We start from the raw sequence: 19,368 nt of genomic DNA on the forward strand, positions 1-19,368 counted from the left end.
TGTTATTTATTTTATAGTCAATTTGTCAATCACATTAAGTAAGACGAGAATCCCAATCCAAAAAGTGATTGCATGGAACCAAAAGAAGTTTATCCAGATGAAAGGCTATTGAATAAGCAAAAATATCACTGGGAAAATGTATTTTTAAATTACAGTTCTAAATTCGGCTATGAACCAAGCGAATCTGCTAAAAGAGCAGTCAATTTTTTTAATAATAGAGGACTTACAAAAATACTCGAACTTGGAGCCGGTCAGGGCAGAGATTCCCTTTATTTTGCAAAAAAAGGGTTGGAGGTTTTTTCTGTTGACTATTCTAAACAAGGACTTAAGTGTATTTAGCAAGAGGCACTGAAAACTAATCTGTCTGGAAGAATAAATCTTTTGCAACATGATGTTAGGTATCCTCTGCCATTTGAAGATTCATCCTTCGATGCATGTTATTCACATATGCTCTATTGCATGCCAATTAGGTTTTCTGAATTGGCTGCAATGTCTAAAGAAATCAGAAGAGTTCTTAAACCCAGTGGATTGAATATATACACTGCAAGGCATGTAGGTGACCCGCAATATAAAACAGGAATCCACAGGCTTGAAGATATGTGGGAGATAAAAGGAGGATTCATCGTTCATTTCCTGAACAGAGAAAAGATTGGTTATCTTTCAGAAGGATATAAGATCATTGACATAAAGGAATTTGAAGAAGGTCAACTTCCCAAAAAGATGTATATGGTATCCCTTGAGAAAGAGAGGTAAGAAAGTTAATCGTAAACGATTTCCTAGAAACTAAATATAATAATTCTAAAAAGCTCACTCTTATCGACAATAAATACGAAACTATCCACAAATTGTATAAAAAATAATTTATCTACATTTTCTTGTTTTATCAATGTGCTAGCCTATAATTATAATATAGATTATTTTATAGAAAATTTTCATCTTGGAGATAGGCGGATATTTATCTAAATAGAAAGAATATCTGAATATAATTGGATATTTTCCATGCATATGGCTGTAATGGCACAAAATATATAACCCATGTGCCTTTAATTAGCACCACTTCGCCACTACAGGGAATCTCCCAACGTTCATACCTGTAACTTTATCGCCACTTTAAATTCAAATCAAAATAATAAGGAGTAATCATAATGGCAAAAATGCACACTCGCAGAAAAGGCCAGGCAGGGTCCACAAAACCCATTCGTACAGAAGTACCCGCATGGTCTTTGCAGGATGCAGAAGAGATCGAAAAGGTGGTTCTTGACTTGTGGAAGCAAGGCAACCCCACCAGTGTCATCGGAATGAAGTTGAGAGATAATTATGGAGTTCCTGATGTCAAACTCGCTACAGGAAAGAAGCTCACTGCAATCCTGAAAGAAAATGAAGTAGCACCTGGTGTTCCTGAAGACCTGTACAATCTTATCGTAAAAGCTATTGGCCTGAGAAAACATGTTGCAGCCAATAACAAAGATGTACATAACAAACGTCCTCTTCAGCTTACTGAATCCAAAATTCGCAGACTGGTTAAATATTATAAGGCAAACAAAGTCCTTCCAGCCGAATGGAAATACAAACCAGAAACCGCAGAAATGCTTATTACTAAGTAAACGAGGATTTGCATAAATCCTCAACCTTTTTTGAATTTAGTTCTGTTTTTTTCCTGCTGTATATCTTCGGTTAATTGCCATTTATTAAAGGCAATGTGAAGATAAAACCACACAAATCAATAGAAGTATAAATGTGTGCTGCATAATGCGTCCTGTAATATCAAAATACTCCATTTATAATTAGCATATGTGGACTGGCAGGTGAAAGTTTTTGGAAAAATTGCGACCCATTGCAAAACGGGCATCTGAAAAAATCAGTGAATACTCACGTGTAAGGCTCATATCCCATAATGATGCAGACGGGATTACCGCAGCAGCTGTAATGTGCCATGCCCTGCTGAGGGAAGATATAGTTTTCCATGCAAGCATTGTAAGCCGGCTAGATGAAAATGTTGTGGAAACAGTTAACAATAGCACTGATGATGGTGATCTCGTACTTTTCTGTGACATGGGAAGCGGCCAGCCTGAATTGATTGAAAAAGTCAAAAATGACACCCTTATAATAGACCACCACGCACCCGTGGGTGACACAACGGCACACATAATGGTAAACCCTCATCTTGCAGACATAGATGGTGCTTACTATATGTGCGCCTCAACCACTGCTTATGTTGTCGCAACAGAACTTAATCCCGAAAATAAAGAGCTTGCAGGGCTTGCAATTGCAGGTGCCATAGGGGATAAGCAACTTTTTGACAGGGAGAATGGCCTGATCCTGAAAGAAGGAATTGAACATGGCTCTGTTTCCATAAGAAAAGGATTAAAGATCGGAGATGGTGATCTGGCAGAAGTGCTGGAAAGAACACCTGAACCCTACCTTGATATAACAGGTGAAAAAGAAAAGATCGCAAACTTCCTTAATATTCTGGGTATCAGCGGCCCAATCGAGGAACTTGATGAAAACCAGATGAAAAAACTTACTTCTGCCGTGGCACTTAAACTGACAAAAACAGCCAGTCCTGAAGCGATTGATGCCAGTATCGGTGAAGTCTGCATTCTCAATCATGAGACTATACCAAATGTCTACGATATGGTTACCCTGCTCAATTGCTGTGGCAAACTTGAACGTGGGGGTCTTGCCCTTACTGCCTGTCTGAGAGATGAAAAGGCTGCAGAAGAAGGCTGGAAGATTGCGGAACAATACCAGCAAGTTTTGATGGGACAAATCAAAAAGGCAGAAAAGAAGATTCAAAAACGGCAGCATCTCAGGTATATTCAGGGAGAAGACATGGAAGCCACCGGTATGATCGCAGGTGTTGTCATCAGGTACATTCACCCAGATCTGCCCTTCATTGCCCTGAACAAAGTTGATGATGTTGTTAAAATTTCAGGAAGAGGAACCCGCAAACTTGTAGACAACGGACTGGATCTTGCAGTTGCCTTAAGAGAGGCAGCCTCCGGAGTAGGAGGTAGCGGAGGGGGACATAACATAGCATCCGGTGCGGCCATTCCTCCGGGAAGTGAAGATGAATTCCTGAAAGCCCTGGATTCCATTATCGCAAAACAGATGGGAAACAATGCAGATGAAAATTAAAAGCACTCTTAAACTGCCTGTAGGTCAAAGGGGCAAAACAATTATTGAGTCATTAAAGCCGGACAATCTTGCGAACATGGAAAGTAAAACCCTCTCCGATGAAAATTCCATAACTTTGAGGACAGAAAAACTTTCCTCTCTGATATCTGTTACGGACGATCTCCTTATGAATGCTAAAATTGCCGAAGACCTGGATTTCAGTGGAGCAAAAAATGATTAATTCATTCGAAGATTTAGAGGAGCAAATAAATTCGTGTACTGCATGCCAACTCCATGAATCTGCAATCCACAAAGTAATAATGAAGGGTGGGAAAAATCCAAAAGTACTTTTCATAGGTGAAGCCCCCGGCAAGAATGAGGATGCAAGCGGAATACCTTTCTGTGGCAGGGCTGGCAAAATACTGGATGATATGATAGAAGATATGGATATTCAGCAGGATGATTGGGCGGTGATCAATACAGTCAAATGCAGACCTCCTGATAACCGCAGGCCCCGTAAAGGAGAACTTGCCTCATGCAGGTCTTTTTTTGAAAGGCAAATCGAAATGCTTGATCCTGATGTGATTATTCTGCTCGGAAATACTGCTGAGGAAGCTTTTTTGGGAAACAGGCAACTTCAATGGGGTGAATGCAGGGAAATATACGGGAAAAATGTGGTGAAATTTTATCATCCTGCAGCCCTCATCTATACTAAAAGTCGCCAGCCTGAACAGCAAGAGTTTATAGAAAAAAACAGTGCATTATGGTAAGTCCGTTCTTTTTCCAACATGCTGGTTTGTGCCATCAGGTAAAACTTATAATAATTAGTAACAATAACTGAGTCGCTGTAAGGACTTTATTAATCATTATTTAATCATTTCGAGGAAATATAATGGATCTGGAATTCAGATTAAAAGCTGCCTTCAAAACTAGCGGGGACCCCGCACCCGCCGTAGATGCTATTCAGGAGTTTCTTGAGGGAGAAGCCCCAAAGGTACTCGCCAAAGGAGCACCAGAAGGGGAAGAAGCAAAAATTAAGAGCTGGAATGTAAAGGATAACCGGATAGACATTGAGATAGTCTCCGGCCGTTATGTCCGATCCCATGATGCAATTATCAGGCTGCGCAAGCCTCTTGCTGGCAAAATAGGAAAGGAATACCATCTGGGCATCCGGGGTATTGATGTTGATGAGTTTGTCATAAAAATGGCTTCCGAAAAATCAGTCGGAGAGCTGAAGATACCACATGTCAGTTCAATGGATTATGATGGGGAATACATCACAATCAATCTGGATGTTGGAGAAGCAGAACTTGAAAACCGTGTTCCTGACAGAATACTTACCCTTATGGAAGACAAGATAAGGGAAAAGGTCTATGGCGGCAAGACTGAACACTGGAACCTTCTATGGCAGAGTGAAAAAAAGGCACACCCATTTGAGAAGGATCCTACTCAGGAAATGCTAGAAAAAGGGTGGATTAAAAGAGGAGCCAGCAGAGGACAATGGATCCACGGCCCACAGTCCACGAAATTATTCCGAACTTTTGAAAAGATCGTTCTTGAGGAACTTCTTGAACCCCTGGGATACGGGGAAATGATATTCCCGAAACTTGTACCGTGGGATGTATGGAAAAAATCCGGACATGCCAAAGGGGTCTATCCCGAAATCTACTATGTATGCCCCCCGAAGACCCGTGATCCGGAATACTGGGAAGAGGTTGCTGATCACTACAAGGTTACAAAAGAAGTGCCTACAGAACTAATCAAGGAGAAGATAGGCGATCCTATAGGCGGCCTGTGCTATGCCCAGTGTCCCCCCTTCTGGATGTATTTACAGGGTGAAACTATACCAACAGAATCCTTCCCCCTGAAAGTCTTTGACCGCTCCGGGACATCCCACAGGTACGAAAGTGGTGGCATCCACGGCATGGAACGTGTTGATGAGTTCCATCGTATCGAGATTGTCTGGCTGGGTACAAAGGAACAGGTAGTCAAAGCCTCAGAAGAGCTCCACGAACGCTATATGCATATCTTCAATGAAATCCTGGATCTTGAATGGAGAAAAGCCTGGGTCACACCATGGTTCATGGCACAGGAGGGGCTTGCAGGTGTATCGGATGAGCAAAGTGCCGGTACTACAGACTATGAGGCGCCCCTGCCGTACAGGGGAGATGACGGCGAATGGCTTGAGTTCCAGAACGTGAGTGTCAACGGGGATAAATATCCTTCCGGTTTTAATGTGAAAAGTCAGTCGGGAGAGGAACTCTGGTCCGGATGTTCGGGTGTTGGGCTGGAAAGGTGGACCTCGGCTTTCCTTGCACAGAAAGGCCTGGATCCGGAAAACTGGCCGGAAGAATTCCGTAAGCGTTTTGGAGAAATGCCTGAAGGAATAAGGTTCTTCTAAACTGGATAACCGATTTGTTTATATATGGACATGTCTAGTATAGAGGGCCACTAATAGCCTATACTATAGAATTTATTAATTACATTGATCATCGAAAGAGAAATATCACACTAACACTGGAGGAAATTTATTGGCAAGAAAAGTACAGAGAAAACTGGATAAATGGAAGAACAAAACCTGGTATAACATTGAGACTCCTGAATTTATTGGCAGGACCGTTATTGGGACAACCACTACTGATGAGAGTGAGAAACTGGTTGGAAGGACGATCGAAACCACTGTAGGAGACATTACCAATGACTTCTCAAAGCAGAACATCAAACTACGTCTGGCTATCGACAGCGTAACCGGTGACACTGCAAATACTGCTTTCATTGGTCACGAGATCACTACAGATTACCTTCGTTCAATTGTAAAACGCCAGACATCCCGTATAGACAACAACCTTGAGGTAACAACCAAGGACGGACGTAAGCTTCGCATCAAGCCCATTGCATTTACTGTAAAGAGGGCAAGAAGCAGCCAGATAAGAGCAATCCGGGAAATTATGGCAAAAATCGTCCTTGAAAGATCTGCAGAACTTGACTTTGAACACATTGTCGAGGAAATCGTAACCGGTAAACTTGCAGCCAATATTTACAGGAATGCAAAAACCATCTATCCAATCAGAAGGGTAGAAATACGCAAGACCGAAGTTCTTCCTGTAAAGGCTAATGCTTCCGCAGCAGCCTGAAATTTGAAAAAATAAAAAAGTAGCCTTTCACTTATGAGTGAAATAGGCTACTACTCTCTTTTCTTTTACATCATCTATCCTGCAGAACCCAAAGCGCTCAAACTGCACAACTTTATCTATCTCATTTGCAATTTGTAATTCTCCCAATCCTGTGAATCTACCTTCAGGAGACAGAACTTCCACTTCCAGATTGTCCTCAGCTACCCACTGGACGATAGGTGGACGTTTTTCCCTGACCTCATCCATTGAATCACCAGTATGTTTTGCCTGGAGGGGTTGGGTTGATACAATTTCAATGTTATACAGGTCCTTGAGTCTTAATAGAGACCCGGAAGATAGTTCTTTTGCATCCTCGCCACTAATATAAACAATATTATCCACTTCTATACTCCTGTTTCCCAGATTTTCCACGGGATGCAGAGGTGGGGTGGCAACAGTGTGTTTTCCGTCTATAATCTCAATTTTTTGAGGGTCGGGGACAAAGAAGAAACGCTTTGACTTTGAGTCAATAAGTTTTCGGTTTTCAGAATAAAGGGAATCCATGCTTATACTGACATCGGTTTCCCCTACACCCATATCTACCATAAATTTACGCAGGGCCTCTGGTTTGATTCCACGCCTGCGGATTGCCCTGATTGTTGGAAGCCGTGGGTCATCCCAGCCGGTGTATTCGCCTTCTTCTATAGATTTCCTCAGTGCACTGGTGCTGAATTTTCCGAATTCATGCATTTTAATGCGGCCCCAGTGTGTTGTTTTGGGATATTCCCATCCCAGGTAATCATAAATATACTTCTGGCGTTTCTCACTGTCCATCAAATCTTTGCCCCGAATAATATGGGTCATGCCAAGTTCATGGTCCTCGATGGCTCCCTCAAAGTCAAGAAGGGGCCATACTACGTATTTATCACCCACTTCCGGGCGGGGGTGTGTAGCTTTTACAATCCTGAAAGCACCAAAATCCCTTAGTGCAGGGTCCTTATGGTCGATCTCTGTCTTGATACGCAATACAGCAGATTTTTCTTCGTAATCACCCTCAATCATCTTGTGCCAGTATTCCAGATTCTTGGCAGGGTCCCTGTCACGATCTGGACAGGAGGTACATGAATCTTTATACTTCTTGAAATCAGCCCCCTCACAGAAGCAGACATAAGCATGTCCCATTTCGATAAGTTTGCGGGCATATTCGTAGTAAAGGGTTATTCTGTCTGAGGCCTTTACCACACTGTAAGGCTCGATACCCAGCCACTGACAGTCATCCAGGTACCATTCATAGGCTTCAATTAGGGGGCGCTTGGTCTGGGGGTCGGTATCGTCAAAACGTATTATGAAATCCCCTCCATACATTTTGACATATTCGGAGTTGATTACCATACCTCTTGCACTACCCAGGGTAGCGGGCCCGTTGGGATTGGGCGCAAAACGCATAACAACCTTTTCCCCTTCTGCAACATCAAGGGGTTTGAGGCCTTTTTCAGGTTCTTTCTTTGTATTGAGTTCTTCAATAAGTTCAGGTGCGACCTCCTCAAGTCTCTGCTGCCATACATCCGGGTTGCCTTCTGCGACCTGGTTTATAACTTTCTGTACTTCTGCCGTAACGTCTTTGGCCATGGGACGCAGGTGGGGACACTGTCCCATTACACGACCCATGACAGCGCCAACCTGGGGAGGTTGTCCGTATTTTACAGCATTTTGCAATGCAAATTTCTCAATCGTTTTTATATCTTCATCCTCTAATGTCATCTGGCTGACCTCTATAAAATTAAAAACTGATGCAAATACAATTAAATTGAATTTCTTATCTGCTGAATATGAGATGCTTTTGCGATGATGTCGGATATTTGTCCGTCAAAATCTTCAAGGAATTTTTCCGTATTCTCACCGGCAACTGCTCCGTGTGATGAAGGCCTGATGAGATGTTCCTGTTCAAGTACTCGCAATGAATATCTTACTTTATGGGTTGGCATCCCGGTTTCATCCGAAAGTTTAAGGATGCCGATCGGACCTTCCTCAATAACCTTCCTGAGAACGATAAGATGTCTTTCAGTTAATTCAAGTTCCCTGTAAATTTGATCAAAAAGCATTATGATACCTCATTGGATAATGTGCCTATACCCTCAATGGTTACGTCTACGGAATCACCGGAATTAAGTTCACCTACACCCGGAGGGGTACCAGTGGCAATTACGTCTCCCTTTTCAAGGGTCATTACGGAGGATATGAATTCTATCAGAAAATCAACATCGAATATCAATCTGGAAGTTGATGAATTCTGTCTGGTCATGCCATTAACACTGCACTTAATGTTTGCTGCAGAAGCATTGAATTCTTCCACAGGAGTTATGAATGGGCCAATCGGGGAAAAAGTATCAAAACCTTTTGCCCTGGTCCACTGCCCGTCCTTTTGCTGAAGATCACGGGCTGTTACATCATTAAAACATGTGTATCCTTCGATGAAACTTTGTGCTTTTTCAGCATGAATACCGTGGCATTGCTGTCCTATGACAACAGCAAGTTCTGCTTCATAATCAACACGATTACTGCAGGAAGGATAGATAATATTTGCACCATGGCCGGTTACAGAAGATGGGGGTTTCATGAAAATTATTGGTTCATCCGGGATGTCCATGTCCAGTTCTTTGGCGTGATCAATATAATTTAACCCCACACAGATAATTTTGGAAGGACTTGAAGGCGCAAGTATATCAAGTGAATTAACATCATAAACATCTCCTCCGGGAGATATTACTCTTTCACCCTGTACATTACCCTCAAATATCTCATTACCGTGTTTGAATTTTCCGATCATGTTATCCACTTGCTAATAATAAAGAGGTGCATTGTCCTAGCAGACAAATTATGAAGATATGGTATAAATATAAATCCTTTTTCTTATCAATTCCGGCAAATGAGCGCCGGTTTGGCCAGAGTATGACCAATAAGGAAAACTTATTTGACTGTTTGGAAAGAATACTTTATTGGGGAGTGGATATGAACGATCTTTACTGCACAGAAGAAATAAACCATGTACTCAGGTATGTGAATAACATCCCGATTTCGGGTAGATATCGGACAGAACTGGTACGATGGATAAATACCTATCTTGATGAAGAAAATGTCGAAAAAAGCCTTATAAGTAAAAAGGATACATTTGACATGTCGGTAAAACAGGCAGCGCAAAGGGATCTTGAACTAACCATCCTTTTTGCCAAAAAAGAAGACAGGACCAATTCAGGAATAATTTTTCTGGAAGGGGAATTGCTTTTTCTGTTTAACCTGCTCTATGAAAAGGTGAAGGCACAAAAACTTGCTGCCTGATAATTAAAAATGGCACTTGCGACCTGAAGAATCACGTTCATAATGTCCGAATTCAGATCCTTCAAGTTCACCGCCATTGAATACAGGACCGTCCCTGCAGACACACAGCCCTTCAGGATCCATACTGCAGGCTCCGCAAACTCCTATACCGCATTTGAAATACCGGTGCAGGCTGAACTCTGTCTTTACGTGAACATTGCGTGCTTTCAAAATTTCAAAGACCTTATACATCATAATCTCCGGGCCGCACACATATATCCTGTCATAATCAGAGGTGTCCATTTCTGCCAGCTGGTCGGTCACAAAACCGCCCCTTCCTTCGGAACCGTCATCAGTGGTAATATCCACCCTGCCACAGTCAAAGCGTTCCCTGAACAAAAGTTCATCACAGCATCTGGAACCCAGAATTGTGCGGCCTTCAATTCCTCTTGCCTTTACAATATCTGCAAGGGGTGCAATCGGTGCGGCTCCTACTCCTCCTGCAATGAAAAGTACGTTTTCACCATTTCCGGGAATGGTGAAACCTCTGCCAAAAGGCCCCCTGAGTCCCATATGGTCACCTATTCCAAGTTCGAACATACGGGATGTTGCATCCCCTACTTTCTGGACAGTAATGGAATTCTTGCCGGATAGGGTCATAGGGACCTCATCGGTGCCATGTACCCAGACCATTACGAACTGGCCGGGAATGGCTGCTTCAAATTGTGTGTCAAAGAAAAAAGTACGCACATTGGGTGATTCTTCGATGATTTCGGTGATTTTTGAATGAATGGGACGCATCAGATCATCTCGTGTGATAGGCCTGTTATGTCTTCTGTGTATGAATAACCGTACTTTTGCAGATATGTATCAATACCTTTGTTTACTTTTTCAAAGATTTGTGTATCGTCATGTACAGCAGATCCGATCTCAACAGCACTTGCGCCAGCCAGCATCATTTCAATTGCGTCTTCCGGGCACGTAATACCTCCCACACCGATCACGGGTACATCAAGTGCTTCATACAGGTCATAAACACATTTTACAGCCACCGGCTTTACTGCAGGACCGGATAGTCCTCCAAAACGGTTGCCAAGTATCGGATACCCGGAATGGATATCAATGGCCATGCCCCGCACTGTATTGATAGCAACGACTGCCGATGCACCTGCAGATTCGGCTGCCCTACCAATGGAAGTAATATCCGTGACATTGGGTGTGAGTTTCACCCATACGGGTACATCCACAGCATCAACCACCGAGGCCGTGATTTCATGTACAAGATCAGGCTCAGTTCCCACCGAGGCCCCATAACCTTCAGCATGAGGGCAGCTGACATTAAGTTCAAAGCAATCAGGCTTTGATGAAAGCAACCCTTTCGCAACTTCAGTAAATTCTGTAGCGTTCCCGCCGAATATGCTGGCAATTAACGGTGCATCCGTTTTGCTTTTCGCAATTCCGATTTCCTCACAGAAACCCGTATAGGAAGGATTGGGCAATCCCATCGCGTTAATGTATCCGCATTCCAGCTCCACCATTGAAGGGTTATTATGGCCTTTTTTGGGAACCGGGCCAATTGACTTGGTTACCACTGCACCAGCACCGTTGCGGCTCATTCTTACAAGGGCTGCTCCTGTGGTTCCCATTATGCCTGAAGCCAGGATTGTAGGATTTTTGAGTTCTATGCCTGCTATCTTCATGAATGATCAATTATTTTTTTGGGACAACTGCGAGATGGCTTCTTTTACCAGCTCTTTTCCGCCCATAGCAACAAGTTTTTGACCCAGCTCTTTAGCATGCTCACGATAATTCTCTACCGGGATCATTTCATCCAGGCGGATGTCCCTCTTTCCGTCAAGGGATAATATCTCGGCACGTATATGTATCGTGTTGCCGTTGTCCACAAATTCTGCAAATGAACCAACCGGTACAATACATCCGCCTTCCACATCCCTGATAACTAGTCTCTCGACCTCTGTAGCGATGCGGGATTCGGCATGATCGATCTGGGAGCAGAGTAATTCCGCTTCACCGCCTGCCAGGGTAACCACTGCAATGGTTCCCTGATTGGCCGAGGGGCAGAAACCATCGGCGTCCAGCCGGTGACATTCGATGTCCCATCCCATGCGTTGTAAACCCGCTTCTGCCAGTATAATTGCGTCATACATACCGGATTCAAGTTTTTTAAGACGGGTATTTATATTACCACGCAGATCCTGAACATCCAGATCCGGACGGTAGCGCAAAAACTGTGCCCGCCTGCGCATGGATGTTGTCCCTACAATCGCTCTGTCGGGCAATTCGTCAAGGGTTGAACCATCATTCGTGAGAAGTACATCATGAGGGGAATCACGTTCGATCACTGCTGCGATGGAAAGTTCTGCGGGTCTTTCAGTGGGTAGATCCTTCATCGAATGGACTGCAATATCGATCTCCCCGGAAAACATCCGGTCATCCAGTTCCCTCACAAAGGCACCAACACCCTCCACCTCGTGGAGGGGGCGGTCAGTGAAGGTATCACCGCTTGTCTTTATGATCTTGCGGGTAGTGGGGAAACCCCGGCTATCCAGGAGGCCCCCAACGGTCTTTGCCTGTGCAAGAGCCAAGTCACTTCCCCTTGTACCAATTATCAAATCAACACATCCTATTAAAGGCAGGATTCATAAGCTTCAAAGGTCGTTTCCAGATCATCTTCGGTATGTGCCAGAGAGAGGAAATTTGTCTCAAACTGGGAAGGGGGTATAAAAATTCCCTGGTCCAGCATTTTATGGAAGAAATTAAAATAGCCTTCTTTGTCACATTTGAGTACATCCTGATAATTTGCTGGCATATCCCCAAAGAAGATCTTGAACATGGAACCAATACCTGAGACACTGTAATCCAGTCCTTTATCAGTGACCATCTCGGAAAGTCTGCTGCGTACATTTTGACCCATTGTATTGAGTTTCTCATGAGCATTTTCTTTCTCAAGCACATCAAGCACTGCATGTCCTGCAGCAACAGATGCCGGATGACCGCTAAAAGTCCCTGCCTGATATACCGAACCGGAAGGTGCTATCATTTCGATGATATCTTTCCTGCCTCCGAAAACCCCTATGGGCATTCCTCCGCCGATAATTTTGCCCAGCGTTGTCAGGTCAGGTGTCACACCATAATACTCCTGTGCACCGCCCATTGCAAGTCTGAAGCCGGTTATGACTTCATCGAATATGAGCAGGGTATCATATTCCTTTGTAAGTTTCCTTATCTCTTCCAGATAACCTTCCTGTGGCAATATCGGCCCGACATTACCCATTACCGGTTCCATGATGACAGCTGCTATATCATCACTTGATTCAAGCAGGTCTGTCATGGCTTCGATATCATTATAGGGTGCCTGAAGAGTATGTTTGGTGAAATCCTGTGGTACACCCAGAGAGTCGGGTTTACCTAATGTGGAAGCACCTGAGCCAGCTTTGACAAGTACTGAATCGTGAGCACCGTGGAATCCGCCTTCGATTTTTACAAATTTGTTCTTTCCTGTATAACCACGTGCTGCACGCAGGGCACTCATTGTGGCCTCGGTACCTGTGGATACAAAACGAAGCATATCGATGCCTGGATAGGCGGCTGCAATCCTTTCGGCCAGTTTGAATTCGGATTCTGTGGGGGTTCCATAGAGCCATCCCTTTTCAAGTTGATCACTTATTGCTTGCTTGACCACGGGATTTGCATGACCCAGCATATTGGGGCCGTAACCGAGGCAGTAATCGATGTATTCATTACCGTCAACATCTGTAATACGGCATCCGGAAGCTTTCTCGGTGTAGAAAGGATGGGGTTTGATTGCTCGTACCGGACTGCTAACACCACCAGGGAGATACTCCTTGGCCTTTTCAAACATTTCTTTTGATTTTTCCAGATTGACCATATAATCACATCAGTAAATCTTATTCATTCAGTAATTGTGCCATTTCCTTGGCAAAGTAAGTAATTATCATGTCCGCTCCAGCTCTTTTTATTGACATCAGGGATTCGTACATGACCCTTTTCTCATCCAGCCAACCCTGCTGGGCGGCAGCCTTGAGCATGGAATATTCTCCGCTGACATTGTAAGCCGCAGTTGGCATACCAAACTCCTGTTTTATCCGGTAGATTATATCAAGGTACGGAAGAGCCGGTTTTACCATGACTATGTCGGCACCTTCCATGATATCCAGTTCTACTTCTCTCAGGGCCTCATCCGAATTTGCAGGGTCCATCTGGTATGTAGAGCGATCTCCGAAACAATAGCATGAATCAGCAGCATCCCTGAAGGGGCCGTAAAATGCGGAACAGTATTTTGCAGCATAGGACATAATTGGCACATCATTGAAATTTTCCTGATCCAGGGCTTGCCTGATTGAACCCACCATGCCGTCCATCATACCTGAAGGGGCTACCATATCTGCTCCTGCTCGGGCATGGCTTGCTGCAATCTCGCCCAAAATGGGTAAAGTTTCATCATTAATCACATCATGGGTTTCATTATCAATAATGCCGCAATGGCCATGGGATGTGTATTCACACATGCAGACATCTGTAATCACAATCATGTCTTCACCAAGTTCTTCCTTGATAGCACGCGTGGCCTGCTGGACAATATCTTCATCCCCGCAAGCACTGCTTCCCTTTTCATCCTTGTCCGAAGGAATGCCGAAAAGCATCAAAGAACTGATACCCAGGTCTGCCACATTCCTGGCCTCATTGACAACCTCGGAAAGGGGCAGTCTCAGGACACCTTCCATGGAAGGTACTTCAACTATGGATTCAGCAGTTTCGTCAACAAACATCGGGTATATGAGGTCATCAACCCCAAGGGAAGTTTCACGTATAAGATTACCTATCTTTCCGTTCCTGAGCCTGCGCATTCGAATATTTGGGTACATTGGTATCACAAGTCCTTATTTGCAATTTTCCTTTTCTTTTTTAGCATAGGGTTTGATGTTAAAAAGCTTGCAGGCAGAATCAAGAAAAGCTTCATCATTGTATTCAGCTGCATTACGCAACACTTTGGTAGGTTCTGCCAGGACCTTGTTTGCTATGGCCCTTGTCAGGTCATCCAGGACCTCGCATTCCACATCCCCAATTGTGTGATAAGCTCCCAACCTGTTCACAGCCCTATCCATTTCATGCTTTCGCAGAGTATATATCTGGCTGTAAAGTTCGGACAAAAGAGCATCTGCCTTCTGTCTTTTGTACTGGTTAATGAGCATTTTGTATTCTTCATCAATTATAGTTTCAACTTTCTTTGCCTCTTCCATTCTCATCTGGAGATTACGCTCATTAATTACCCTTAAGTTATCGATATTACGCAGGATAACTCCGGGAAGGCTTTCAACTTCGGGATCTATGTCCCGGGGGCTGGCGATATCTATCAGCAGAAGATTATCGTTCCTGTTCTTAAGAGATTTTTCCACAGTTGCTTTCTTCAGGACATAATGGGGAGCAGATGTAGCACTGATTATGACATCGGCCTGCTGTGTATAGCGATTAAGGCTCATGAAATCCACGGCCTCACCTCCCAACTCATCTGCAAGTACTTTTGCCTTTTCATATGTGCGGTTTGCCAGATACACAACATTCATATCCCTGTGCGATAATGCCCGGGTCACAAGAGTGCCCATCTCACCGGTGCCAATAACAAGTATATTACGTCCTTGCAGGCCTTTTAACATTTCATCGGCAAGATCGACTGCAGCAGATGCAATAGATACAGAACCTCTGTTGATGTTGGTTTCTGTACGGGCTCTTTTACCTACCTGGATTGCCTTGCTAAAAGCGGTCTCCAGGATTTTGCCCATGGTGCCTGCATTTTTAGAGATGGTGTACAAATCCTTTATCTGTCCCAGGATCTGATCTTCTCCTATTATCATGGATTCAAGGCCACAGGAGAGTTTTAAAAGATGATATAAGGATTCTTCATGGTCATAGAATTCGACAATGCGGGAAGAAACACCCATCTTTTTTGCAAAATGGAAAAGGACACTGCTTCCTCTGGGGGATACTACATACATTTCCAGTCGGTTGCATGTCTTAAGGACTGCGCATTCGTACACGAGCTCATGGGAACTTAGCTGGGAAAGTATATCCTCGATTTCACCCTGCCAGGCATCTTCCATTTCCTCCACTGTTGCCTTTGCATGGGAAATAACCATGCTAGATATTTCAGTCAATGTTGTCCTCCGTTATTCGAGCAATGATCCAGATGTTCTTTTGAATTTTCATTTCCACTATTCTCGATCTGCTCCAACATTATATCGTATGCTATATTATACGCTTTTTCATATGACTCTTCAAAAGCATCCCATATTCTATCATCTTCAAGCACATCCCACAGAATTTGTTTCCTTAGGGGTTGGCTTTCAATTCGTTTTTTCAGGTTAGTGCGTAACTCATCCTGCAGATGTGCCATATCTGCGTAATTCGGAGTGATAGTATGTTCAAGTTTTATGCGCGTATATCTGGAAAGAGCGGGACTGTGTCCCAGAGTAGAGATTCCAACAGTTACCGGTCCTCTTTGTATCACTGACGGGACTATAACATCTCCTCTGGAATCCACAGAATTTACAAATATATCCATACCAGCAGCAATCTGGCTTATCTTCATATTGAGTTTTTGGTCATTTGTGGCCGGGATTACGATAAATGCCCCTTTGAGGTATTCATGAATTGCATCAGAAGACATTGCCCTGATATCTGCCTGCACTATATTTATTGCCTCAGAAGCATAAAGGGAAATGATTTTTTCAGAAAAATCTTCACTTATAACGGTCACTTCGCCATATTTATAAAAAAGGGATGCTTTGCGCTGGCCGACATGTCCTCCTCCGAAAATCACAATTTTCCGGGAAGATAAATCAAGAAAAAGTGGCATATATTGGCGATCATACATTCTTGGACCCTCTCATAATACAGTTACAGCCTTACACCTGTTTTCTTGAACTCATGTTCACTGAACAAAAGACGATAGTCATATATCCCGGTTGCATCTGCAATTTTTCCTGCAATTTCCTCACAGTCTTTTTTACTGTAAGAATGGACCATTGTAAAAAGATTGTATGGCCAATCTGGGTATCTGGGTCGCTCGTAACAATGAGTTACTTCGCTAAAATTGGACATCACATTGCCTACGTCTTCCACCCGCTCATCCGGTACATTCCAGATACACATAGCATTGGCAGTTATTCCGATGGTACGATGGCCTATTGATGCACCAAAACGACGTATGATCCCCTGATTTTGCATTTCCTTTAGCCGATCTACAATTTCCTGTTCACTTAATCCCGTCTCCTCTGCTATTTCCTTGAAAGGAGAATGGGTATATTCGATGCCGTGTTGTGTTACTTCCAGGATTTTACGGGAAAGAGGATCAAGTTTATCGGACATTGAATTTCACTCCTATCTTGAAAAGGCGTTTTGTGGGCAGGTCAAGTATAGGGCATCCTGTTTCATCCACAATCTGATTGATTATAGTGTCGAGGCGTTCTCGATTTGCTGCAGAGATGGTGAACCATATATTATACTCCGCCGGGCGCAAATAGTTGTGAGAGACTTCCGGATGTTTATTAATGATTTCTCCGATCTCATGGGTTTGTGAATCCGGGGCTTTCAGGGCTATGAGGGTACTGGTTCCCCCAATCTTGCGAGTATTTATCACAGGACCAATGCGCCTCAGGGCTCCCTGATTGTTAAGTCTCTCCAGTCTTTTTAACAATTCCTCTTCAGTAATTCCTATCCTTTCAGCCAGTACTGCATAGGGATTAACTGAAAGGGGAAATTCAAGCTGGATCTCATTCAATATCCTTTTGTCCATTTCATCAAGCCGGATCATGGGGAACTCACATTTATTCTTGAGAACAGAATAGGTTACGAGATGTAATCATGGATTATAATGTTTTCTTTCAAATTGTCTGAAATATTTGCAATAATAGTACTCTATATGGCACTCCATTCCGAAACTATAGATTCATAGGTGGAAAACATACTATATAAGCAAAAAAGTGACAGGGGGGATAAATTACCGCATCGACTATAAAAAATAAAAGCGGAATTTTCAACCCACTTAAAATCCGTTTTTATTTTTGGCGCGGATGATAGATACAGTAAGGTTCTTCTTCCAGATAATCCCCGGTTGCTGCATATGCCCGGGCACGGCACCCGCCGCACACATTCTTGTATTCACATTTGCCGCATTTTCCCTTAAGTAGACTGAAATCCCTGAGTTCATTGAACAAAGTTGAATTGTTCCATATTTCCCCGAAAGATTGGTTCCTTATATTTCCGGCTATTGCAGGAAGGTAACCACAGGGCTGCACATCCCCGGTACTTGAAACAAAACAAAAGGCAGTACCTCCCAGACATCCCCTGCTCACAGCATCAAAACCATGGGTATTGATTGAAACTTCCATACCTTCTTTTTCCGCACACTGGCGCATAATCCGGAAATAATGGGGCGCACAGGTAGCTTTGAGTTCAAGGGAGGTATGCTTTTTCTGTTCATAGAACCAGCGCAGTATCCTTTCATACTCTGCCGGAGGTATCTCCTCATTTGCAAGGTTTTCTCCTCTGCCTGTAGGCACAAGCAGGAAAATATGGAGGGCTTCGGCGTTCAGGGAAGTAGCCATTTTAAGGATACGTGGGATCTCTCCCAGATTTCTTTTGGTTATTGTAGTATTAATCTGAAAATCCATGCCTTCTGCCTTCAGGGCATCAATTCCTTCCATGGCTTTGTCAAAGGCGCCTTCAACTCCACGAAATCCATCATGGGTTGCAGAATCTGCCCCATCAAGACTTATGCTGACCCTCTTTATTCCCGCTTCTTTGAGTTTTCTCACAGTTTCCCTTTCAAGGAGGGTGCCGTTTGTAGCAAGTACCACCCTGAGGCCTTTATTTGTGCCATAGTTGGCAAGTTCATATACATCAGGGCGAACAAGTGGTTCACCTCCACTGAGAATTAATATCGGGGACCCAAGGGAAGCCACCTGGTCAATAAATGTTTTTGCTTCGGATGTGTCCAGTTCACCAATAGCTTTTTCGTCGGTGGATGCACCTCTGCAATGCACGCATGAAAGATTGCATCTGGATGTCAATTCCCAGGCAATTAATCTTGGAGGGTTGGGTTCTTCTGACATAGTCATATCACAGCCATTTCAATTTATTTAAATAATGGTATACTGATTGTACCATTGATCGAATATATAGAATATTTGCCAGGACCACATGACACATATAAGAGATAGGTAATCTAATTAATTGTAAATGAGTTGTGGTGCAAAACATGGACTCACTGAATACAGCATTTTTGATTGTGACTATAGCAATAGTTTCATATACAATATTCCTGATTCGAAAACGTTCACAGCTTCTTCGTGAATTTGAAAGGTTAAATCCTGAATGAAGGGAAACTGATGGATAAAAAACAAAAACAAATTCTTGCAGTTATTACAATACTTGCCTTTGCTATCCTGGGCTTATGGGGCATAGATACCGGCCAGACTTATTACATGGTATCTGAAATCAAGGAAAATCCAGATGGTTTTGAAGGGAATGATATCAACACAATGGGCGCCATCAAGCAAGGAACACTGGATGTAAAACCCGGTAATATAACTTTCATGCTCCGGGACATAGAGCAACCTGAAAAGTACATTGAAGTTGAATATACCGGTGACCTGCCGCCCAATCTTGAGGAAGGTAAAGAACTGAGTATTGAAGGAAAAATAGACCGGCAGGGAAATCTCAAAGCTGAAAAAATTGTCATGGGTTGCCCTTCCAAATACTCCGAATAACCTATGGTCACATT

The 19,368-nt window shown here is 43.4% G+C and carries 24 protein-coding genes; 11 read left to right on the forward strand and 13 right to left on the reverse strand.

The genetic code is table 11. The features are described from left to right. Positions 1-72 precede the first annotated feature (72 nt). The 8 genes from BKM01_RS10985 (at position 73) to BKM01_RS02585 (ending at position 6,251) form a co-directional block, all read left to right on the forward strand. A complete protein-coding gene (locus tag BKM01_RS10985) occupies positions 73-339 on the forward strand; it encodes a hypothetical protein (RefSeq protein ID WP_233125673.1) in 267 nt (88 codons plus the stop codon). Between the two features lie 21 nt (positions 340-360). Then, entirely contained in the window at positions 361-753 is a 393-nt protein-coding gene (locus BKM01_RS10995; RefSeq protein WP_327078537.1) for a class I SAM-dependent methyltransferase, read from the forward strand. Between the two features lie 392 nt (positions 754-1,145). After that, positions 1,146-1,604, forward strand: coding sequence for a 30S ribosomal protein S15 (locus BKM01_RS02560; protein WP_072360192.1), 459 nt, complete (start codon positions 1,146-1,148; stop codon positions 1,602-1,604). 211 nt (positions 1,605-1,815) lie between these two features. Continuing rightward, positions 1,816-3,138: a DHH family phosphoesterase gene (locus BKM01_RS02565; protein WP_072360189.1), complete on the forward strand. Its 1,323-nt coding sequence runs from the start codon at positions 1,816-1,818 to the stop codon at positions 3,136-3,138. Beyond that, positions 3,122-3,358: a KEOPS complex subunit Pcc1 gene (locus BKM01_RS02570; RefSeq protein ID WP_233125669.1), complete on the forward strand. Its 237-nt coding sequence runs from the start codon at positions 3,122-3,124 to the stop codon at positions 3,356-3,358. Before BKM01_RS02565 ends, BKM01_RS02570 begins: the two co-directional genes overlap by 17 nt. Further along, positions 3,351-3,887, forward strand: a complete 537-nt coding sequence (locus tag BKM01_RS02575) for a uracil-DNA glycosylase (RefSeq protein ID WP_072360187.1) — start codon at positions 3,351-3,353, stop codon at positions 3,885-3,887. Before BKM01_RS02570 ends, BKM01_RS02575 begins: the two co-directional genes overlap by 8 nt. A 122-nt stretch (positions 3,888-4,009) precedes the next feature. After that, complete coding sequence (locus BKM01_RS02580; RefSeq protein WP_072360185.1) at positions 4,010-5,518, forward strand: serine--tRNA ligase; 1,509 nt, start codon at positions 4,010-4,012, stop codon at positions 5,516-5,518. A gap of 130 nt (positions 5,519-5,648) precedes the next feature. Beyond that, a complete protein-coding gene (locus BKM01_RS02585; RefSeq protein ID WP_072360183.1) occupies positions 5,649-6,251 on the forward strand; it encodes a 30S ribosomal protein S3ae in 603 nt (200 codons plus the stop codon). Positions 6,252-6,278: 27 nt separating this feature from the next. On the opposite strand, the gene BKM01_RS02590 is transcribed toward BKM01_RS02585, so the two are convergent. From BKM01_RS02590 to BKM01_RS02600, 3 genes are read right to left on the reverse strand one after another with little or no spacing between them, the layout of a single operon-like run. Then, the gene (locus BKM01_RS02590) at positions 6,279-7,991 is read right to left on the reverse strand and encodes a glutamate--tRNA ligase (RefSeq protein ID WP_072360181.1); all 1,713 of its coding nucleotides are present in this window, start codon (positions 7,989-7,991) and stop codon (positions 6,279-6,281) included. A gap of 41 nt (positions 7,992-8,032) precedes the next feature. Continuing rightward, positions 8,033-8,332: a hypothetical protein gene (locus BKM01_RS02595; RefSeq protein WP_072360179.1), complete on the reverse strand. Its 300-nt coding sequence runs from the start codon at positions 8,330-8,332 to the stop codon at positions 8,033-8,035. Further along, on the reverse strand, positions 8,332-9,057 hold the full coding sequence (locus tag BKM01_RS02600; protein ID WP_072360177.1) for a fumarylacetoacetate hydrolase family protein: 726 nt from the start codon (positions 9,055-9,057) through the stop codon (positions 8,332-8,334). The genes BKM01_RS02595 and BKM01_RS02600 overlap by 1 nt, the downstream gene beginning before the upstream one ends. Before the next feature lie 182 nt (positions 9,058-9,239). Here BKM01_RS02600 and BKM01_RS02605 point away from each other — a divergent pair, with 182 nt between their 5' ends. Beyond that, a complete protein-coding gene (locus tag BKM01_RS02605) occupies positions 9,240-9,566 on the forward strand; it encodes a hypothetical protein (protein WP_143744145.1) in 327 nt (108 codons plus the stop codon). A gap of 3 nt (positions 9,567-9,569) precedes the next feature. Here the strand turns inward: BKM01_RS02605 and BKM01_RS02610 are convergent, their stop codons facing one another. The 10 genes from BKM01_RS02610 to ahbD form a co-directional block, all read right to left on the reverse strand. Next, on the reverse strand, positions 9,570-10,346 hold the full coding sequence (locus BKM01_RS02610; RefSeq protein WP_072360171.1) for a dihydroorotate dehydrogenase electron transfer subunit: 777 nt from the start codon (positions 10,344-10,346) through the stop codon (positions 9,570-9,572). Continuing rightward, a complete protein-coding gene (locus BKM01_RS02615; protein WP_072360169.1) occupies positions 10,346-11,245 on the reverse strand; it encodes a dihydroorotate dehydrogenase in 900 nt (299 codons plus the stop codon). The genes BKM01_RS02610 and BKM01_RS02615 overlap by 1 nt, the downstream gene beginning before the upstream one ends. A gap of 6 nt (positions 11,246-11,251) precedes the next feature. Continuing rightward, positions 11,252-12,178: a hydroxymethylbilane synthase gene (gene hemC, locus BKM01_RS02620; protein WP_072360168.1), complete on the reverse strand. Its 927-nt coding sequence runs from the start codon at positions 12,176-12,178 to the stop codon at positions 11,252-11,254. Positions 12,179-12,192: 14 nt separating this feature from the next. Then, positions 12,193-13,455, reverse strand: coding sequence for a glutamate-1-semialdehyde 2,1-aminomutase (gene hemL / locus BKM01_RS02625; protein WP_072360166.1), 1,263 nt, complete (start codon positions 13,453-13,455; stop codon positions 12,193-12,195). A 19-nt stretch (positions 13,456-13,474) separates the two neighbouring features. Continuing rightward, positions 13,475-14,452 (reverse strand): porphobilinogen synthase, encoded by a 978-nt coding sequence (hemB, locus tag BKM01_RS02630; RefSeq protein WP_072360164.1) that lies wholly within the window; start codon positions 14,450-14,452, stop codon positions 13,475-13,477. A gap of 15 nt (positions 14,453-14,467) precedes the next feature. After that, a complete protein-coding gene (gene hemA / locus BKM01_RS02635) occupies positions 14,468-15,739 on the reverse strand; it encodes a glutamyl-tRNA reductase (RefSeq protein ID WP_072360162.1) in 1,272 nt (423 codons plus the stop codon). Then, the gene (locus tag BKM01_RS02640; RefSeq protein WP_072360160.1) at positions 15,736-16,458 is read right to left on the reverse strand and encodes a precorrin-2 dehydrogenase/sirohydrochlorin ferrochelatase family protein; all 723 of its coding nucleotides are present in this window, start codon (positions 16,456-16,458) and stop codon (positions 15,736-15,738) included. The genes hemA and BKM01_RS02640 overlap by 4 nt, the downstream gene beginning before the upstream one ends. A gap of 23 nt (positions 16,459-16,481) precedes the next feature. Further along, on the reverse strand, positions 16,482-16,952 hold the full coding sequence (gene ahbB, locus BKM01_RS02645) for a siroheme decarboxylase subunit beta (protein ID WP_072360158.1): 471 nt from the start codon (positions 16,950-16,952) through the stop codon (positions 16,482-16,484). Further along, positions 16,942-17,397, reverse strand: a complete 456-nt coding sequence (gene ahbA / locus BKM01_RS02650; RefSeq protein WP_072360156.1) for a siroheme decarboxylase subunit alpha — start codon at positions 17,395-17,397, stop codon at positions 16,942-16,944. The genes ahbB and ahbA overlap by 11 nt, the downstream gene beginning before the upstream one ends. Before the next feature lie 244 nt (positions 17,398-17,641). After that, entirely contained in the window at positions 17,642-18,703 is a 1,062-nt protein-coding gene (ahbD, locus tag BKM01_RS02655) for a heme b synthase (protein ID WP_099816285.1), read from the reverse strand. 140 nt (positions 18,704-18,843) lie between these two features. Between ahbD and BKM01_RS02660 the strand changes: the two genes are divergently transcribed. After that, a complete protein-coding gene (locus BKM01_RS02660) occupies positions 18,844-18,963 on the forward strand; it encodes a CcmD family protein (RefSeq protein ID WP_072360152.1) in 120 nt (39 codons plus the stop codon). A 10-nt stretch (positions 18,964-18,973) separates the two neighbouring features. After that, positions 18,974-19,354 (forward strand): cytochrome c maturation protein CcmE domain-containing protein, encoded by a 381-nt coding sequence (locus BKM01_RS02665; protein WP_072360150.1) that lies wholly within the window; start codon positions 18,974-18,976, stop codon positions 19,352-19,354. Positions 19,355-19,368 lie beyond the last annotated feature (14 nt).

Source organism: Methanohalophilus portucalensis (assembly GCF_002761295.1).
Taxonomy (GTDB): domain Archaea; phylum Halobacteriota; class Methanosarcinia; order Methanosarcinales; family Methanosarcinaceae; genus Methanohalophilus; species Methanohalophilus portucalensis.

Bases quoted from the DNA above. Each gene is read 5' to 3' on its own strand.
- BKM01_RS10985 (WP_233125673.1), top strand. From the start codon at position 73: ATGGAACCAAAAGAAGTTTATCCAGATGAAAGGCTATTGAATAAGCAA.
- BKM01_RS02610 (WP_072360171.1), bottom strand. From the start codon at position 10,346: ATGCGTCCCATTCATTCAAAAATCACCGAAATCATCGAAGAATCACCC.
- BKM01_RS02570 (WP_233125669.1), top strand. From the start codon at position 3,122: ATGCAGATGAAAATTAAAAGCACTCTTAAACTGCCTGTAGGTCAAAGG.
- hemB (WP_072360164.1), bottom strand. From the start codon at position 14,452: ATGTACCCAAATATTCGAATGCGCAGGCTCAGGAACGGAAAGATAGGT.
- ahbD (WP_099816285.1), bottom strand. From the start codon at position 18,703: ATGACTATGTCAGAAGAACCCAACCCTCCAAGATTAATTGCCTGGGAA.
- hemL (WP_072360166.1), bottom strand. From the start codon at position 13,455: ATGGTCAATCTGGAAAAATCAAAAGAAATGTTTGAAAAGGCCAAGGAG.
- BKM01_RS02575 (WP_072360187.1), top strand. From the start codon at position 3,351: ATGATTAATTCATTCGAAGATTTAGAGGAGCAAATAAATTCGTGTACT.
- BKM01_RS02595 (WP_072360179.1), bottom strand. From the start codon at position 8,332: ATGCTTTTTGATCAAATTTACAGGGAACTTGAATTAACTGAAAGACAT.
- BKM01_RS02615 (WP_072360169.1), bottom strand. From the start codon at position 11,245: ATGAAGATAGCAGGCATAGAACTCAAAAATCCTACAATCCTGGCTTCA.
- BKM01_RS02640 (WP_072360160.1), bottom strand. From the start codon at position 16,458: ATGTATGATCGCCAATATATGCCACTTTTTCTTGATTTATCTTCCCGG.
- BKM01_RS02590 (WP_072360181.1), bottom strand. From the start codon at position 7,991: ATGACATTAGAGGATGAAGATATAAAAACGATTGAGAAATTTGCATTG.
- BKM01_RS02665 (WP_072360150.1), top strand. From the start codon at position 18,974: ATGGATAAAAAACAAAAACAAATTCTTGCAGTTATTACAATACTTGCC.
- ahbA (WP_072360156.1), bottom strand. From the start codon at position 17,397: ATGATCCGGCTTGATGAAATGGACAAAAGGATATTGAATGAGATCCAG.
- BKM01_RS02660 (WP_072360152.1), top strand. From the start codon at position 18,844: ATGGACTCACTGAATACAGCATTTTTGATTGTGACTATAGCAATAGTT.
- BKM01_RS02605 (WP_143744145.1), top strand. From the start codon at position 9,240: ATGAACGATCTTTACTGCACAGAAGAAATAAACCATGTACTCAGGTAT.
- BKM01_RS02600 (WP_072360177.1), bottom strand. From the start codon at position 9,057: ATGATCGGAAAATTCAAACACGGTAATGAGATATTTGAGGGTAATGTA.
- ahbB (WP_072360158.1), bottom strand. From the start codon at position 16,952: ATGTCCGATAAACTTGATCCTCTTTCCCGTAAAATCCTGGAAGTAACA.
- BKM01_RS02580 (WP_072360185.1), top strand. From the start codon at position 4,010: ATGGATCTGGAATTCAGATTAAAAGCTGCCTTCAAAACTAGCGGGGAC.
- BKM01_RS02560 (WP_072360192.1), top strand. From the start codon at position 1,146: ATGGCAAAAATGCACACTCGCAGAAAAGGCCAGGCAGGGTCCACAAAA.